At 72.7% G+C, this 14,615-nt stretch carries 21 protein-coding genes; 11 read left to right on the top strand and 10 right to left on the bottom strand.

Annotation, left to right across the window (positions count from 1 at the left end; all coding sequences use genetic code 11):
* Nucleotides 1–6: 6 nt before the first annotated feature.
* Nucleotides 7–915, bottom strand: a complete 909-nt coding sequence (locus GUY59_RS32200) for a superoxide dismutase (protein ID WP_138206307.1) — start codon at nucleotides 913–915, stop codon at nucleotides 7–9.
* A gap of 154 nt (nucleotides 916–1,069) precedes the next feature.
* Here GUY59_RS32200 and GUY59_RS32205 point away from each other — a divergent pair, with 154 nt between their 5' ends.
* From GUY59_RS32205 to GUY59_RS32220, 4 genes are all read left to right on the top strand, one after another.
* Nucleotides 1,070–1,624, top strand: coding sequence for a hypothetical protein (locus tag GUY59_RS32205; protein WP_138206309.1), 555 nt, complete (start codon nucleotides 1,070–1,072; stop codon nucleotides 1,622–1,624).
* Nucleotides 1,625–1,652: 28 nt separating this feature from the next.
* Entirely contained in the window at nucleotides 1,653–2,258 is a 606-nt protein-coding gene (locus GUY59_RS32210; RefSeq protein ID WP_138206311.1) for a cyclodeaminase/cyclohydrolase family protein, read from the top strand.
* A complete protein-coding gene (locus tag GUY59_RS32215) occupies nucleotides 2,255–3,082 on the top strand; it encodes a bifunctional 5,10-methylenetetrahydrofolate dehydrogenase/5,10-methenyltetrahydrofolate cyclohydrolase (RefSeq protein ID WP_132336604.1) in 828 nt (275 codons plus the stop codon). The genes GUY59_RS32210 and GUY59_RS32215 overlap by 4 nt, the downstream gene beginning before the upstream one ends.
* 81 nt (nucleotides 3,083–3,163) lie before the next feature.
* Nucleotides 3,164–3,892, top strand: coding sequence for a type 1 glutamine amidotransferase (locus GUY59_RS32220; protein WP_138206313.1), 729 nt, complete (start codon nucleotides 3,164–3,166; stop codon nucleotides 3,890–3,892).
* Here GUY59_RS32220 and GUY59_RS32225 read toward each other — a convergent pair.
* Together GUY59_RS32225 and GUY59_RS32230 are read right to left on the bottom strand one after the other, a co-directional pair.
* Nucleotides 3,861–4,601 carry a sulfite exporter TauE/SafE family protein gene (locus GUY59_RS32225; protein WP_252375162.1) on the bottom strand — a complete coding sequence of 247 codons (741 nt, stop codon included), beginning with the start codon at nucleotides 4,599–4,601 and terminating at the stop codon, nucleotides 3,861–3,863. The two genes, GUY59_RS32220 and GUY59_RS32225, sit on opposite strands and share 32 nt — an antisense overlap.
* A 69-nt stretch (nucleotides 4,602–4,670) precedes the next feature.
* Nucleotides 4,671–5,879, bottom strand: a complete 1,209-nt coding sequence (locus GUY59_RS32230; RefSeq protein WP_138206315.1) for an alpha/beta hydrolase — start codon at nucleotides 5,877–5,879, stop codon at nucleotides 4,671–4,673.
* Nucleotides 5,880–5,931: 52 nt separating this feature from the next.
* On the opposite strand from GUY59_RS32230, the gene GUY59_RS32235 reads away from it, so the two are divergent.
* The gene (locus GUY59_RS32235) at nucleotides 5,932–6,591 is read left to right on the top strand and encodes an endonuclease V (RefSeq protein WP_138206317.1); all 660 of its coding nucleotides are present in this window, start codon (nucleotides 5,932–5,934) and stop codon (nucleotides 6,589–6,591) included.
* 84 nt (nucleotides 6,592–6,675) lie between these two features.
* On the opposite strand, the gene GUY59_RS32240 is transcribed toward GUY59_RS32235, so the two are convergent.
* Together GUY59_RS32240 and GUY59_RS32245 are read right to left on the bottom strand one after the other, a co-directional pair.
* Nucleotides 6,676–7,047: a hypothetical protein gene (locus GUY59_RS32240; RefSeq protein ID WP_138206319.1), complete on the bottom strand. Its 372-nt coding sequence runs from the start codon at nucleotides 7,045–7,047 to the stop codon at nucleotides 6,676–6,678.
* 105 nt (nucleotides 7,048–7,152) lie between these two features.
* Nucleotides 7,153–7,842 carry an NADPH-dependent F420 reductase gene (locus GUY59_RS32245; protein ID WP_138206321.1) on the bottom strand — a complete coding sequence of 230 codons (690 nt, stop codon included), beginning with the start codon at nucleotides 7,840–7,842 and terminating at the stop codon, nucleotides 7,153–7,155.
* A gap of 71 nt (nucleotides 7,843–7,913) precedes the next feature.
* Between GUY59_RS32245 and GUY59_RS32250 the strand changes: the two genes are divergently transcribed.
* The 5 genes from GUY59_RS32250 (at nucleotide 7,914) to GUY59_RS32270 (ending at nucleotide 9,898) form a co-directional block, all read left to right on the top strand.
* On the top strand, nucleotides 7,914–8,276 hold the full coding sequence (locus GUY59_RS32250) for a winged helix-turn-helix transcriptional regulator (protein WP_132336594.1): 363 nt from the start codon (nucleotides 7,914–7,916) through the stop codon (nucleotides 8,274–8,276).
* 75 nt (nucleotides 8,277–8,351) lie between these two features.
* Nucleotides 8,352–8,561, top strand: coding sequence for a hypothetical protein (locus GUY59_RS32255; RefSeq protein ID WP_201761596.1), 210 nt, complete (start codon nucleotides 8,352–8,354; stop codon nucleotides 8,559–8,561).
* A complete protein-coding gene (locus GUY59_RS32260; protein WP_138206323.1) occupies nucleotides 8,558–8,776 on the top strand; it encodes a hypothetical protein in 219 nt (72 codons plus the stop codon). Before GUY59_RS32255 ends, GUY59_RS32260 begins: the two co-directional genes overlap by 4 nt.
* A gap of 50 nt (nucleotides 8,777–8,826) precedes the next feature.
* Nucleotides 8,827–9,384 carry a TIGR00645 family protein gene (locus GUY59_RS32265; RefSeq protein WP_132336590.1) on the top strand — a complete coding sequence of 186 codons (558 nt, stop codon included), beginning with the start codon at nucleotides 8,827–8,829 and terminating at the stop codon, nucleotides 9,382–9,384.
* A 52-nt stretch (nucleotides 9,385–9,436) separates the two neighbouring features.
* A complete protein-coding gene (locus GUY59_RS32270) occupies nucleotides 9,437–9,898 on the top strand; it encodes a hypothetical protein (RefSeq protein WP_161714806.1) in 462 nt (153 codons plus the stop codon).
* A 38-nt stretch (nucleotides 9,899–9,936) separates the two neighbouring features.
* Here the strand turns inward: GUY59_RS32270 and GUY59_RS32275 are convergent, their stop codons facing one another.
* Entirely contained in the window at nucleotides 9,937–10,740 is an 804-nt protein-coding gene (locus GUY59_RS32275) for a Cof-type HAD-IIB family hydrolase (RefSeq protein WP_252375163.1), read from the bottom strand.
* A gap of 130 nt (nucleotides 10,741–10,870) precedes the next feature.
* A complete protein-coding gene (locus tag GUY59_RS47765; RefSeq protein WP_201761597.1) occupies nucleotides 10,871–11,347 on the bottom strand; it encodes a DUF2283 domain-containing protein in 477 nt (158 codons plus the stop codon).
* Nucleotides 11,348–11,558: 211 nt separating this feature from the next.
* Between GUY59_RS47765 and pyrF the strand changes: the two genes are divergently transcribed.
* Nucleotides 11,559–12,383 carry an orotidine-5'-phosphate decarboxylase gene (pyrF, locus tag GUY59_RS32285; RefSeq protein ID WP_132336588.1) on the top strand — a complete coding sequence of 275 codons (825 nt, stop codon included), beginning with the start codon at nucleotides 11,559–11,561 and terminating at the stop codon, nucleotides 12,381–12,383.
* A gap of 19 nt (nucleotides 12,384–12,402) precedes the next feature.
* Here pyrF and GUY59_RS32290 read toward each other — a convergent pair whose 3' ends face one another.
* The 3 genes from GUY59_RS32290 to GUY59_RS32300 all read right to left on the bottom strand — a co-directional run.
* Nucleotides 12,403–12,624 carry a hypothetical protein gene (locus tag GUY59_RS32290; RefSeq protein ID WP_138206327.1) on the bottom strand — a complete coding sequence of 74 codons (222 nt, stop codon included), beginning with the start codon at nucleotides 12,622–12,624 and terminating at the stop codon, nucleotides 12,403–12,405.
* Nucleotides 12,625–12,649: 25 nt separating this feature from the next.
* Nucleotides 12,650–13,534, bottom strand: coding sequence for a ribokinase (gene rbsK, locus GUY59_RS32295; RefSeq protein WP_138206329.1), 885 nt, complete (start codon nucleotides 13,532–13,534; stop codon nucleotides 12,650–12,652).
* A partial coding sequence (locus tag GUY59_RS32300) for an ADP-ribosylglycohydrolase family protein (RefSeq protein ID WP_161714807.1) occupies nucleotides 13,531–14,615 on the bottom strand: 1,085 nt, incomplete at its 5' end. The genes rbsK and GUY59_RS32300, both read right to left, overlap by 4 nt.

Genomic DNA, 14,615 nt, shown 5'->3' on the forward strand with positions numbered 1-14,615 from the left:
TCCCTGTCAGCGTTTGACGGCCACCACCGTGTACGGCGTCTCCGGGGTCGGGGTCGTGGTGAAGCGGGCGTTGGGCAGGTAGAGCCGGTGGCCGTAGGCGGCGACCGTCGTGGGCACGTCGAAGCGGGGGTCGGTCAGCCGCTTGACGATCTTGCCGGACGAGCCGTCGCGGGCCAGTCTGACGGCGGCGACCGTGTTGTCCCGGTTGAGCACGGCGTACAGGGTGCGGCCGGAAAGGAGCAGTCCGTCGCCGTTGGTGAGCGCCTCGCCGCCCAGGTCGACCTCGGTGGTGGCACCGGATGACGGGTCGGCCTCGAACAGCTTGCCGGTGTTCGACTGGACGACGAGCAGTGACCTGCGGTCGGGGCTGGGGGCGATGCCGTTGGCGTTGATGCCGGAGCCGTACTCGATGTCGCCCTTCAGCGGGATCGTGACGGCCTTGGCGGGAAGCGCGCCGCCGCGCCCGAGCTTCAGCTTGTAGAGCACCGGGTTGGTGGAGTCGGTGAAGTAGGCGGCTCCGCGGGTGAGGATGACGTCGTTGACGAACGACTCGCCGGTGGCCAGTTTGTACGACTTGATCACCTTGCCGGTGCGCAGGTCGATCACCCGGGCGTCGCCGCCCGTCCCACCCGCCACGAACAGCCGCCGCCCGTCTGTCTCGAGACCGAGCGACGGCGTGCCCGGCCCCTTGCTGACGACGGACCCCTTCCCGGTGCGCAGAGAGGCCCGGTAGATGTCACCGGTCGCGCGGGAGCCGAAGTAGGCGTACGGGCCCGGCCCGATCGCGATGCCCTCGGGCTGGAACCCGTCGGGCAGGGCGAACGTGCTGGGCTTGCCCGTGGCCTGCGCGGGCACACTGCCCACGAGGACGACGGCCAGGGCGCTGAGTGCGGTCTTCAGGATCGCGGATCTCATGCGCCCACGATGCCTGCGCGCGCGGGGGCGGGCAACGGCCGCCGCCGGGCTTCACAGCGAGTTCGCAGGAATGCCCGGGGACGGGCGGAGGGGCCTCACGCGAACGGATCTCGCGCGGTAGTTTGGGACAGAGCCGAACAAACGGGGTTTTAACATGTCAAACGGTGCCCGTCATGCTCTCGGAGTGCTCGCCGGGCTGCTCCTGCCGCCCCTGATCGTCGCCGGGCTGTCGTACGGCGTCGGCGAGTTCACCACGCGAACGCGGATCACGTTCGAGCCCTCCTGGCTCGGGCTGGCCGTCGTCGCCGCGGCGGCGATCGCGTTCGCCTTCCTGGTCGGCTCCCGCCTGTCGCCGGTGGCGTCGCTGCTCGGCGGCCTCCTGATCACCGCGCTGGGCGTGCTGCCCATCATGGAACTGATCACCCGCCAGCGGCTCCTGCCGACCCAGTGGCTGCCGCCCGAGGCCGGGATCGGCTTCCAGACGCTGGCCCAGTCGTCCCTGCTGTTCTTCCTCGGGGTGACGGTGCTGGTCGTCTCCATGTTCCCGTCGAGGTGGCGGGCCGCCGACCGCCGGCCGCCTCCCGACCAGCACTATGAATACGGCCCCGACTACGGGCCCGGCTACGGGCCCGACTACAGGCCCGCGCAGGCGCCGTACCCGTCGCAGAGCGGCCCCGAGGACGCCACGCGGCCGATGTTTCGCGAATGAGCCCGGCACGGCCTGACAGAATGCCGCCATGCGCGACCAAAAGATCGTCGACTTCCTGGCCGAGCTGGCCGGCAGAGTACCCGCGCCAGGCGGCGGCGCGACCGCGGCCCTGCACGTGGCGCAGGCCGCCGCGCTGCTCGGCATGGTGGCCCGCTACACCACCGGAGAGAAGTACGCCGACCACGCAGGCACCGTCGCCGGCGTGATCGACGAGACCGACACCCTGCGAGGGCGGGCGCTGAAGCTGGCAGAGGAGGACGCCGCGGCCTTCACCGCGGTCACCGACGCCTACCGCCTGCCCAAGGGGGAGGAGCGCAGCGCCGCCATCGCGAGGGCGCTGGGCGCGGCCGCCGAGCCGCCCGCGCGCGTGGCCGAGACGGCCACGCGCGTCGTCGAGCTGTGCGAGCTGCTGCTGCCCATCGCCAACCGCAGCCTCGTCACCGACGTGGCCGCGGCCGCCGACGCCGCGCGCGCCGCGCTCACCACCGCGAGGGTGAACGTCGAGGTCAACCTGGGCGGCCTCGTGGACGAACGAGTACGCCACGAGCTGGCGGCCCGCCTGTCCGGCGTCGACGCGGCCGTCGCCAGAGCCGACCAGGTGACGGACTCAGTACGCGAGGAGATCAACCCGTGAAGACGTTGCCCGGCAAGGAACTGGCCGCGGCCGTGCGCGCCCAGACGCAGGCCGAGGCGGCCGCCGGCCCGCAGCCGCGCCTGGCCGTGGTGGTGGCCACGGCCGACGAGGCGAGCCTGTGGTACGTCCGCTCGATCGCCAAGGCGGCGGCCGGCGTGGGCATCGCCTGCGACCTCGTCGACCTGGGCCCCGGCGCCGCCCCCGACCGGATCGGCGAGACGCTGGCCCGCCTCAGCGCCGACCCGAACGTGCACGGCGTGATGATGCAGACGCCTCTGCCCGCGGGCGCGTCCGCGCAGGAGCTGGCCGGCGCCATCGACCCGCGCAAGGACGTCGACGGAGCCAACCCGCTCTCGCTCGGCAGGCTGGCGGCCGGGCTGCCCGCGTTCCCACCCGCCACGGCGGCCGCCGTGATGGCGCTGCTCGACCACTACGAGGTGGAGCTGGAAGGGCGGCGGGCCGTGGTGGCCGGCCGTTCGACCGTGGTGGGCAAGCCGCTGGCGCACCTGCTGCTCGACCGCAACGCCACCGTCACCGTCTGCCACTCGCGCACCCGCGACCTGGCCTCCGTCACCTCCACGGCCGAGGTGCTGGTCGCCGCGGTGGGCCGGGCCGGGCTGATCGGCGCCGCGCACGTCGCGCCCGGCGCGGTGGTGATCGACGTCGGCACCAATCCCACCGAGGACGGCGGGCTGACCGGCGACATCGCCTCCGGCGAGGTGGCCGCCGTGGCGGGCGCGCTCACCCCGGTGCCCGGCGGCGTCGGCCCGGTGACGACCGCGCTCCTGCTCCGCCACACCGCCAGGGCCGCTAACCTGCCGTGACGTCCCCGTTGTCTTCTCGCCCCGGTGTCCCCGCCGGGCGTACCCGCACATGCTCACCGACACACACCGGGAGGCCCCACGATGGGTGATGTCCTGATCGTCCAGAACAGCCGCAGCGGCGGCCCCGGCCGCGTGGGCGAGTGGCTGCGGGACGCCGGGCTGGAGCTCGACGTCGTGCACGCCCACGACGGCGCTCCCCTGCCCGCACGCCTGGAGCACAACGCCATGATCGTGCTGGGCGGCGGCTACCTGCCCGGCGACGACGACCGGGCGCCGTGGCTGGCCGGCACCCGGCGGCTGGCGGGCCAGGCGCTGGCGGACGGCGTGCCGTTCTTCGGCATCTGCCTGGGCGGCCAGCTCATCGCCGAAGTGGCGGGAGGCGAGGTGACCGGCGACACCGGTGCCCCCGAGAGCGGCAGCGTCCCGGTCACGATCCGGCCCGAGGCCGGCGCCGACCCGCTGTTCCACGGCCTGCCCCCTGTGGTGCCCGCCATCGAGCACCACAAGGACGCCGTCACCAGGCTGCCCGACGGGGCCGTGCACCTGGCGGAGACGCAGGCGTGCCCGTACCAGGCGTTCCGGGTGGGCGAGCGGGCGTGGGGCGTGCAGTTCCACCCGGAGGTGACGCCCGCGCGCATCCAGGAATGGCGGGCCGAAGGGTTCGACCCCGTCGAGATCTACGAGCAGGCGGTGGCGGACGAGCCGGTGTCCACGCCGATCTGGCGCCGGATCACCGCCAGGTTCGCCGCGCTCGTGAGGGAGCGGGCGGGCGTCCCGGTCAGCTCGCGTACGAGTCCCAGCCCAGCTTGATCGCCACGGCCAGCCCGCAGGCCGCCGCCAGGTACCGCAGGCCGGCGCCCGGGAGCCTGCGAGCGATCTTGGGGCCGGTCCACCCACCCAGCAGGAATCCGGCTGCCAGCGGCACCGCCGCCCCCCAGTCCACCGGGCCGAACATCGCGAACCCGAGCGCCGCCACCGCGTTCGCCAGCCCGGACAACACGTTCTTCATCGCGTTGAGCTTGGCCGCGGGTTGGGCGAACGTGGCCGCCAGCACGGCGAACACCATCAGCCCTCCGGCCGCGCCGAAATAGCCGACGTAGATCGTCACGGCGAACAACCCCACCCGCGCCGTCATGCCGTGCTCGCCGCTCGCCCGGCCGGACGGCGGGCGGGCCAGCAGCAGCGAGGCCATCGCGATCAGCCACGGCGCGATCAGCTCGAACGTCTCGGCCGGGGTCACCAGCAGCAGGAACGCGCCCGTGGCGCCGCCCACCGCGGCCACCGGGCCCAGCCGGAGCATCCGGCCGCCCTCTCCGGCCAGCTCGGGCCGCGAGCCGGCCGCGGCGCCGATGCCGGTGAAGACGAGGGCGACGGTGTTGGTGACGTTCGCGGTCAGCGGGGGCAGCCCGAACGCGAGCAGCGCCGGATAGGAGACGATCGAGGCGAGGCTCACGACCGTGCTCACCACGCCGGCCACCACACCGACGCCGAGCAGACCGAGCACCTCTCCGACGAGCACCTCGACATGCTAGGCGGTGTCCCGTTCGTCGCTGAGGGTGGGTGGATCGTACGGCACGGTCCCCGTCTCTCACGCGAGCGCCGCGGCGATGGCCTCGGCCGTGGCCTGCCAGATCGGGGTGGCGGGGGTGATGACGTCGAAGTGGTCGCCGGGCAACTCCAGGTACGTCACGTCGTCCCCGGCCCGTCCGGCGGCACCGGCGTAGCGGCGGCCGAAGTCGATCAGGTCGAGGTCGTCGGCGGCGCCCTGGACGATGAGCTGCGGCACCCCGATCGGCACCCTGAGCAGCGGCGACCCCGCGCCGTACCCGCCGTCCGCTGGGGCGGTCGAGCGGGCGCCCAGGGCGGCGGCCACGGCGCCGGAGCCGATCCAGCGCCGGTCGCCCTCGACGAGGTCGAGCACGCCCGCGAGCGACACCACCAGCGACACCGCTGTCGGCGTGGTCAGTGGTGTCGCCGGCGCCGCCCGCGGGCCGTCCGCCACCGCCCGCAGCGCCAGCTGGGCGCCGGCCGAGTGACCGACCACCGCCACCCGGTCGAGGTCCAGCCCCAGGTTGCGTGCGGGGTCCAGCCCGAGGCCGGGTTCGTCCTCGGGGACGGCGGTCTTCTGAGGGTGATCGTCGCAGGTGGGGGCGGGACCCGGGGTGCGCAGGCCCGTGCGGAGGGCGGTCAGGCCGGTGGCGACGTCGACGACGGTGGCGGGCCAGCCGTGCGTGTCAGGACGACGGTATTCGAGGTTCCACACCGCGAATCCGCGCCCGGTCAGATCGGCGCAGAGCGCCTCCATGACGTCCGCGGCCCAGATCGAGCGCCAGTAGCCGCCGTGAACCAGAGCCACGACCGGCGGCCTGGCCACGCCCACCGGCATGTACAGATCACCCCATTGATCGCGGGACGGGCCGTAAGGGATTCTCAGCGGCGTGTGACGTACCCGGTGCAGGGCGTGCCGGATGCCCCAGCTCAGGCCGCTGATCCCGCGCCCGTGCAGGTGGGACGCGCCCTCCCCCGGCTCGACGCCGTCGGCCCGGTGCACGTCGACCCAGACCACCGCACCCAGCGGCCGTCCGATGAGCGCGCGTATCTCCGCCTCGGGCCCGGGAACCACGACGGCCCCGTCACGTACGAGAGACAGCAGGTGGGCGGCGTCGCGGGCGTGGACGAGCGTGCCACGCACGCCCAGGGCGGCGCATTCACGGCCGGCGACCTGCGCCAGCAGCGCCGTGTCCGCGACGACCCCCGGACCGACGATCACCGGCACGTCCACCGGAACCTCGTTCATGACGACCGACCCTACTCAACGACCTCGGGCCGGGACGGCGTACCTTGATCGGGTGCGGGTACGACGACTTCATCCATGGCCGGCCGGCGTCGCGGAGGCGGAGTCCGTCCAGGACCGGCTGCGCGGACACGTCGAACTGACGGGTCCCACCGACTTCGCGCTGGTGGCGGGCCTGGACGTGCACTACCACGGCGACGACGCGGTGACGGCGGCCGTGGTCGTCCTCGACGGGGACACCCTCGCGGTGGTGGAGCAGGTGGTGGCCGAGGGGAGGGTGGCGTTCCCGTACGTGCCGGGGCTCTTCGCCTTCCGCGAGCTGCCCACCCTGATCGACGCCCTCGAACGGCTCACCGTGACCCCTGATCTGCTGCTCTGCGACGGGTACGGGCTGGCCCATCCGCGCGGGTTCGGGCTGGCCTGCCACCTGGGCGTGCTCACCCGGCTGCCGACGCTGGGGGTGGGCAAGACGCCGTTCGTCGGCACGCATAGGCCTCCCGGGCCGGAACGCGGCTCGTGGACGCCGATCGTCCACGAGGGCTCCACGGTCGGGCGGGCGCTGCGCACGCAGCGGGGAGTCAAACCGGTGTACGTCTCCCAGGGCCATCGCGTCTCCCTGGACACCGTGACCGGCCAGGTCCTCCGCCTGGCTGCCCGCTACCGCCTTCCCGAGCCCATCCGCCACGCCGACCACCTGGCCCGCCACCCCTCCTGACGTGCCGCCGGACCCGGTCCCGCGCGCAGCGGAGCGCCGTACGGTTCCGAGTCCGGATGCGGAGAGCCGTGGCCCCGGGGTGCGTCAGCGGCGCCAGGACCAGACGACGAGCCACACGCAGAGCCCGAAGAGCCCCATCCCGAGCGGCACGTGCGTCATCACCGCCCCGGAGCCGCCCAGCATCGACTGGACGAACCCGAGCAGCAAGATCGCCACGCTGACGAGCGCGGGCCAGCCGGCGGCGCGGCCCGGACGCCACATCAGCACGGCCACGATGAGCTGCACCAGCCCCAGCAGGTGCACGACGAACGACCCCGTCCCGTGCAGGCCGGCGCCGGCGCCGCTCATGAGCTGGCCGGCCGTCACCGCCTGCGCGAACACGACGGCCGTGTTGAGGACGGCGACGACCTTGAACGCGGTCATGTACCCGCTGCCCTTGGCGACCTCGGTTACCACTGGACTTCTCCTTCGGCCTGGTGTGAAGGCCTCCAGGATGATCCCGGAGCGGGCGCCGCGGCATCCGCCGGCCGTCGTCATCCCCACTACGCCCCTCGTCGTACGTCAGGTCCGCCCGTGGGTTCCCGACGAGGCCAGCGGCGGCAGGACGGCCTGGGCGTCGGCGCCCCCGAACCACAACCCGATCACGAACGCGGCGGTCGCCTCCAGCTGCATCGCCCGGTCGAGGCCTCCCCCGTCCAGCGGGGTGCAGCCGAGGCCGGCGACCAGCGTGCGGGCCGCGTCCATGGCGCCGGGGTCGTCGCCGCACAGCGGCACGGCCAGCGGACGCCCGTCGAACACCGGCGGCGTCATCCGCCACACGTCCACGTGACACAGGTTGAACGCCTTCACGACATGACCTCCGGTGAGATCCTGGATCATGCGTGCGATCGGACGCGTGGGGTCATATCGGTCAGGGGCGGCAGCATTGGTCACGTCGATGACGGGCTTGTCCCGCATTGACGGACGTGCGGCCTGGAGCACGTCCACCAGGCCCGCCTCCCTGACGGCGACCACCACGACCTCTCCGAACCCGGCCGCCTCCGCCCACGTCCCCACCCGCACGTCCACCTCGGCGGAAGCCACCGGCGCCTCCACGAGCTGCCGGCGGGCGGCCTGGGCTCGCACCCTTTCTGCCTGGGCCGTGCTCCGGTCCAGGTCGCGGCCGCTGATCATGACCGGATGGCCCGCGCCGGCCCACTGGGTGCCGAGGGCGTCCGCCATGTTGCCGGCGCCCAGGATCCCGATACGCATGTTCGTCCTCCAAGAAGGGGTTTGCTTGGATGACAACGGTAGAAATCCCGTCGCACACCATCCGGTGCCTAATGGAGGCTTCGTTGTTCCTCGCCGACTGTCAGGCCAGGCTCGCCTTCGACCTGGTCGCCAACACCTGGAACGCGGTCGTCGTCTGGGCGCTGCGCCATGGCCCGCGACGTCCGGGGCGGCTGCGGGAGGAGATCGGCGGGATCAGCCCGAAGGTCCTCACGGAGACGCTGCGCCGCCTGGAGTTCAACGGCCTGGTGGTACGGCGCGCCTACGCCGAGGCTCCGCCCCGCGTGGAGTACGAGCTGACCGAGCTGGGACGCAGCCTCCTGGGGCCGATCGAGGCGTTCGGCGTGTGGGCGTCCGACCACGCCGACGACGTCATGGCCGCCCAGGACCGCCGATCCCGCGATCACATGATGTAAGAAATCTTTAACTCAGCGTGACTTTCCCACTACTCTGGGTAGCGTCAGTTCGACATCCCGTACCCAGGAGGTTCGATGTTGTCCACCCCTCGGCGGATCATGGTCGCCGTGGTCGCCGCCGGCGGCCTGGCCCTGTCCGCCGCCCCCGCCGCCCATGCCGTCGTCGATCCCTTTCAGCTGGGGACCTGCCTGCTCGAGTCCCCCGCTGAGCTGACCGGCCTGGTCGATCCCGCGGCACTGACCGCGCCGGCGGAGCTTCCGGTCGTCGGCTGCCTTCAGCCATGACCGCCACCGTCCCGGGCCATGACCCGTCGTCCGGCGGCGTCGCCCGCGTGGGCGAGGGGCGGCGGCGAGGAGTTCCGCCGACGTTCCGCGTCGTGATCTCCGCAGCCGTGCTGGTGGCCGGCGCGTCCCCGATCCCGCTGGATCTGCTCGGCAACGGCTCGCCGCTCATCGATGTGGAGACCGTGGTCCAGCACATCAACGTACTGACGTCCTAGTGAGACTCGCGCAAGTACCCGTGACCGCGTCGCGCACGAGGTCACAGAAGATGCCGGCACGGGTCGGCTACGTCATGTTCCTGAGCCGATGGATTCAGGCCCCGCTCTACCTGGGGCTGATCGTCGCCCAGGTCGTCTACGTGTGGCGCTTCATGGCGGAGCTGATCCATCTGATCCATCTCGGGTTCGGCGGCACGCCGGCCGAGACCACGGTCATGCTGATCGTCCTCGGACTCGTGGACGTCGTCATGATCTCCAACCTGCTGATCATGGTCATCATCGGCGGCTACGAGACGTTCGTCTCGCGGCTGCGCATCGAGGGCCATCCTGACCAGCCCCAGTGGCTCTCGCACGTCAACGCCAACGTGCTGAAGGTCAAGCTGGCCATGGCCATCATCGGCATCTCGTCCATCCATCTCCTCCAGATCTTCATCAACGCGGCCAGACCGGCCATCACCGACAGGGAGTTGCTATGGAAAACACTGATCCACCTGACCTTCGTGGTCTCGGCGCTGGCTCTGGCGCTGATCGACCGGATGATGGAGGGCGGACGGCCACAGCACGACACCGGCGACGGCGTCAACCCCGCCAGCATGCAGGCCGCCTAGGCAGGCCGGCGCACCTCGCCGTGACGCGGTGGTGCCGAGGGTGGGGGTTCTGATGGGAACGAGGCGCCTCGTCGCGGCGGGGCTCGGGGCCGCGGTGGCGAGCGTGATGTTCCCGTACGCCGCGCAGGGTGCGGTCACGCCACCGCCTGCGGCAATCGCCCAGGCTCCGGCGCCCGGCACGGCCACCCGGCCCGGCGCGGCCAATCAGCCCGCACAGTCCGGCGCGGCCGTCCAACCGGGCACGGTCGCCGAAGCCGCCCGACCCGGCACGGCCGCCGAGCCCGCCGAACCCGCTGAGCCGGCGGAGCCCGTGGAACCCGTGGAACCCGCCGAGCCCGCCGAGCCCGCTGCGGCTTCGGGCAAGTCGCTCGTCGGTGACGTGATCATCTTCAATGACGAGATCGTCGAGCCTGTGTCGGCTCCGGTGAGCACGTGCGGCGGGCTGGTGCCCGTGCTCAGCACCGCACCCGGTTCCTGCGACGGGGCCTCGCGCGTCTCCGACGACGACGCCTGACCCGGACGTGCCCGCCCACACCGTGGGCGGGCACGTCCTCAGCCGTACAGGCCTTCGAGCACCGCGGCCACGCCGTCCTCGTCGTTGGACAGCGTGCGCCGCTCGATCGCCGCCAGCACCAGATGGTGCGCGTTCGCCATGGCGTAGCCGGCGCCCGCGTACGCGAGCACCGCCAGATCGTTGGGCATGTCGCCGAACGCCACCACCTCGCCGGCCTCGACCCCGCGCTCCCTGCAGAGCCGGTCGAGCGCGCCGGCCTTCGTCACCCCCGGCGCGCTGATCTCCAGCAGCCCCTCGACCCCGGAGTACGTCACCTCGGCCTGGCCCTCGACGGCCGCCACGACGGCGGTGAACATCTCGTCGGCGGTGTGCGCGGCCGACATGGCGAGCAGCTTGACGATGGGCTCGCCCTCGTCGAACACCGATCCGACCTCGCGGTAGTACGCCAGGTCGTCGATGAGACGACGGGTGTAAGCGGCCTCGGCCAGCACGTTCCTGCCCGTCTCGACGGCGATGCCGACGCCGGGGATGGCCTCGGCCAGCGTGGCGGCGACTGTTCTGGCCGCTTCGGGCGTGAGCGGACGGCTGTGGATGATCTCGTCGGCGGCCACGTCGTAGGTGACGGCTCCGTTGCTGCAGATCGCGATGCCGGTGACGCCGGTCTGCTCGGCGATCGCGCGGACGCCGCGCGGCGCCCTTGCGGTGACGAAGACGATCTCGGCGCCGGCCGCCCGCGCGGACCGCAGCGCCTTCCTGGTGCGAGGGGTGATGGTGCCGGTCGAGGTCAGGAGGGTTCCGTCGAGGTCGGTGGCCACGATGCGCGGCGAGATCACGGTGCTCACCCCGGCGATTATCCCCGGCCCGCCTCGCACGTCAGGTCCGTGGTCGTCCCCTGACGACGGCGTGCACCCCTGGACCGCGGCCTTCGCTCGCCTCCTTCCCCGGCCGGCCGGCAGGCGACCGCTCGTCCGGTCAGAGCCGCAGCTCGGGCGGGAGCACCGCGGCCGCGTTCATGATCTCCAGGCCGAGCAGCCGCCCGGTCTCGCCGTAGTCGAGGATGACGTCGCCGGCTTCGACCTGGCGTACCGCCTCACCTGGCGACATCTCATGGCGCATGGAGACGTAGGCAAGGTCGTGTTCCTGGTCCACGCTCACGTACACCGTGCGCGCCCGCCGGCCCGACGGCGCGTCGTCCCAGCTCAGCAGCCCCTCCTTGGCCTCGTGGGACCCGGCGAGCGCCGCCCGCACCGTGACCATCGCCAGCCCGATCGCCTCCATCGAGTCGAACGCGGTGACCTTCCTTTCGTGCTCCCACCCGGCGAGCCCGTCGATGCGGTACGGGCACGACCACTCGCCGTCCGGCTCCTCGTACGGCAGGCCGAGCGTGACGACGACGTCACTGGGTGGATCGGTACGCAGCACCAGCACACGATGGGCGATCTCGTACATGTCTGCTGATCTACCCCTGAGGCCGCGCGAGGAAGACTCGGATTGCACACCCTGTTCTGCATGGGCAGTCCTGTCCCGTATCGTCACCGGAGAACCGTTCTGCCACGGCCGCGCGGGGCCGGGTCCGAAGGCCGTGGCGGTGGTCGTGAGATTTGCCGGGCGGCACCATGTCGCGGGCTGGAGCCCGGGGTCTCCAGCGAAGGAGGAGCCGATGAATGACACGTTCGGGGCGCGCCTGAGAGCCAGGCTCGACGCGTACGGACCGCTCTGCGTGGGCCTCGACCCGAGTCCGGCGCTGCTGCACGCCTGGGGGCTCGATGACTCCCCCGCCGGTCTTGAGCGCTTCAGCCGCACGGTCGTCGACGAGGTGGGCGACGTGGTCGCGGTGGTCAAGCCGCAGTCGGCCTTCTTCGAGCGCTGGGGCAGCCGCGGCATCACCGTGCTCGAACGCACGATCGCCGACCTGCGCGAGGCCGGCACGCTGGTGCTGCTCGACGTCAAGCGGGGCGACATCGGCAGCACGATGGCCGCCTACGCGGAGGCGTACCTCGACAGGGGCGGCCCGCTGGCGGCCGACGCGGTGACGCTCAGCCCCTACCTGGGGTTCGGCTCGCTCGAGGTGGCGATCACGTCGGCCATGGTCAACGACGCGGGCGTGTTCGTGCTGGCCCGCACCTCCAACCCCGAGGCCGCCCCGCTGCAGCGGCACGTGGCCGGGCAGGTGATCGCCGCCGCGGCGGCGGCCAACGCGGGTCACACGCCGTTCGGGCCGGTCGGGCTGGTCATGGGAGCCACGCTGCCCGAGCTCGGCGAACCGCTCGGCGACCTCAACGGCCCGATCCTCGCGCCGGGCCTGGGTGTCCAGGGGGCCACCCCCGCCGACGTGGCCCGGGTGTTCGCGTCCGTCCGTCATGCCGTCGTGCCGTCGGTCTCCAGGGCCGTGCTCACCGACCCCAAGCAGGTGCGCTCGCGCACGCTCGACTACCGGGACGAGTGCGCCGCCCTCCTGGGGGCCAAGGTCGCCGCCCAGAAGTGAGTGGCGACGCACGTGACGGTCAGCCGGTGGGGCCGGCGTCGGGGCGGACGACCTCGTTCCCGTTCTCCTCTTCCTCCCCGGAGTCCTCCTGCGGGCCCTCCTGCGGGTCGTCCACAGGGAGGTCGGCGGAGACGGGACGGCGGCTCGTCGGCGTGTCGGCGCCCGACCGTTCGGCGACGACGTCGCTCTCGCCCTCCACCCTGCCGACCGCGTCGGGTTTGTCCTCTGGTTTCTCGCTCATGGTCACCACCTGCCCAGGCGGCACCTCATGAGACCTGCCGGTCGATCTCCTCGCGGGCCGGCATCGACGTGCTGGCCCCCTCGCGCTGCACCGACAGCGCCGCCGCCGCCGAGGCGAAGGTGAGGGCGTCGGCCATCGCACGCCCCTCGGAACGGGCCACGGCCAGCGCGCCCACGAACGTGTCACCGGCCGCCGTCGTGTCCACGGCCTTCACCGGCACCGACGGCACACGCAGCCGCTCCCCCGACCGCGACCCGAAGAGCGCGCCCTGCGAGCCCAGCGTGATCACCGCCTCCTCGACCCGTTCGAGCAGCGCGTCGAGGGCCGCGTCCACGCCTGCGACGCCGGTGATGGCGGCCGCCTCGTGCTCGTTCGGGACGATCGTCGTGACCGCGTCGAGCAGTGCCTCCGGCAGGGGCCGCGCGGGCGCCGGCGTGAGGAACACCGGCACGCCCGCCGCCCTCGCCCCTCGCGCCGCCTCGACGACCGCCTCCAGCGGCAGTTCCAGCTGCAGCAGCAGTGCCTGGGACGCCGCGATCACGGCCAGGTCGTCAGCGGTCGGTCCGGTGACCGTGCCGTTCGCGCCCGGCACGACCACGATCGAGTTGCCTCCGGCGTCGTCGACCACGATGTGCGCGATGCCGCTGGGCCCCGGCACCTGGCGCAGGCCGCGCACGTCGACGCCGGCCTCCGCCAGCGTGGTGCGCATCTCCGCGCCGAAAGCGTCGTCGCCGGCCGCCCCGAGGAACGCCACCCGCGCTCCCGCGCGGGCCGCGGCGATCGCCTGGTTGGCGCCCTTGCCGCCGGGGATGGTGCGGAAGTGGTGCCCGGTGACCGTCTCGCCGCGTTTGGGGGCTTCTGAGACGTACGCGACGAGGTCCATGTTGGCGCTGCCGAAAACCGAGATCATGGGGTCATCATCTCCTGTGTACGGGCGGCCAGCTCCTCCAGGCCCACCCCGTCGAACCCGGTGAGGCTGCTGGCCAGGCGGTCACGCATACGCCAGCGGCCGGGCACCCCACCGTTCAGCGCGCCCGCGACGGACCCGGCCGTGGCCCCCGCCGAGTCGGTGTCCCAGCCGCCGGCGACCGCCCCGGCGATCGTGGCGGTGAAGTCGCCCCCGCCGTGGATCAGCGTGGCGGCGACCAGGGCCGCGTTGTTGACCGTGTGCACCCAGTGCAGGGAGCCGTGGCGTTCGTGGAGGCGGTCGACGACCCGTTCGAAGTCGTCCTCGCGTCCGGCGTCCGCGACGGCCAGGCGTACGGCCTCGTGCAGCCGCGACCGCTCGGGCACCACGGACAGCCCAGCCCGCACCACCTCCTCCGCCGACGTGGCCACCAGGGAGGAGGCGCACATCGCGGCCACGAACATCGCCCCGTAGATCCCGTTCGCGGTGTGCGTCAGCCGCGCGTCGCGCCAGGCGTGCTCCGCGGCGGTGGCCGGGTCGCCGGGGTTGACCCAGCCGTACACGTCCGCCCTGATCAGCGCTCCGATCCACTCGCGGAACGGGTTGCGGTGGGTGGCCGTGCGCGGCGGCTCGACGCCGTCCAGGAGGTTGCGGTACGCGACCCGCTCGGCGGTGAACGTACGGCCGGCGGGGAGCTCGTCGAGCCACAACCTGGCCACATCGCCGGTGGTGAAGCCGCGGCCATGGCGTTCCAGCACGGTCAGGGCCAGCAGCGGGTAGTTGAGGTCGTCGTCCTCGGGGATGCCGTCGATGTTCTCGGCCAGGGAGTTGACCGCGCTGCGGCGGTTCCAGGGCCAGCGGCGCGCGACGTCGTCAGGCAGGCCCTTCGCCGTGAACCAGCCCCTGATGGGCCAGTTGCCGGTGGACTCGGCGATCTCCCTGATGCCCTCGCGCGGGATCTTCTCGACGGGTTTGCCCAGCACGCACCCGGCCGCCCGGCCGAGCCAGGCGCCCAGCACCCGTGCGGGGTCGGCCACGCCTCGTCCGGCGCGCGGACCAAGCCCGGCGGGTGGCGGGGAGGCGC

Origin of the sequence: Nonomuraea sp. K271 (assembly GCF_009908215.1) — a bacterium.
Lineage (GTDB): Bacteria > Actinomycetota > Actinomycetes > Streptosporangiales > Streptosporangiaceae > Nonomuraea > Nonomuraea longispora.

Excerpts from the sequence above, each read along its gene's own strand:
- pyrF (WP_132336588.1), top strand. The coding sequence starts at position 11,559 with ATGAATGACACGTTCGGGGCGCGCCTGAGAGCCAGGCTCGACGCGTAC.
- GUY59_RS32230 (WP_138206315.1), bottom strand. The coding sequence starts at position 5,879 with ATGAACGAGGTTCCGGTGGACGTGCCGGTGATCGTCGGTCCGGGGGTC.
- GUY59_RS32265 (WP_132336590.1), top strand. The coding sequence starts at position 8,827 with ATGCCGGCACGGGTCGGCTACGTCATGTTCCTGAGCCGATGGATTCAG.
- GUY59_RS32290 (WP_138206327.1), bottom strand. The coding sequence starts at position 12,624 with ATGAGCGAGAAACCAGAGGACAAACCCGACGCGGTCGGCAGGGTGGAG.
- GUY59_RS32245 (WP_138206321.1), bottom strand. The coding sequence starts at position 7,842 with ATGCGTATCGGGATCCTGGGCGCCGGCAACATGGCGGACGCCCTCGGC.
- rbsK (WP_138206329.1), bottom strand. The coding sequence starts at position 13,534 with ATGATCTCGGTTTTCGGCAGCGCCAACATGGACCTCGTCGCGTACGTC.
- GUY59_RS32260 (WP_138206323.1), top strand. The coding sequence starts at position 8,558 with ATGACCGCCACCGTCCCGGGCCATGACCCGTCGTCCGGCGGCGTCGCC.
- GUY59_RS47765 (WP_201761597.1), bottom strand. The coding sequence starts at position 11,347 with ATGTACGAGATCGCCCATCGTGTGCTGGTGCTGCGTACCGATCCACCC.
- GUY59_RS32250 (WP_132336594.1), top strand. The coding sequence starts at position 7,914 with ATGGAGGCTTCGTTGTTCCTCGCCGACTGTCAGGCCAGGCTCGCCTTC.
- GUY59_RS32220 (WP_138206313.1), top strand. The coding sequence starts at position 3,164 with ATGGGTGATGTCCTGATCGTCCAGAACAGCCGCAGCGGCGGCCCCGGC.
- GUY59_RS32205 (WP_138206309.1), top strand. The coding sequence starts at position 1,070 with ATGTCAAACGGTGCCCGTCATGCTCTCGGAGTGCTCGCCGGGCTGCTC.
- GUY59_RS32200 (WP_138206307.1), bottom strand. The coding sequence starts at position 915 with ATGAGATCCGCGATCCTGAAGACCGCACTCAGCGCCCTGGCCGTCGTC.
- GUY59_RS32270 (WP_161714806.1), top strand. The coding sequence starts at position 9,437 with ATGGGAACGAGGCGCCTCGTCGCGGCGGGGCTCGGGGCCGCGGTGGCG.
- GUY59_RS32255 (WP_201761596.1), top strand. The coding sequence starts at position 8,352 with ATGTTGTCCACCCCTCGGCGGATCATGGTCGCCGTGGTCGCCGCCGGC.
- GUY59_RS32210 (WP_138206311.1), top strand. The coding sequence starts at position 1,653 with ATGCGCGACCAAAAGATCGTCGACTTCCTGGCCGAGCTGGCCGGCAGA.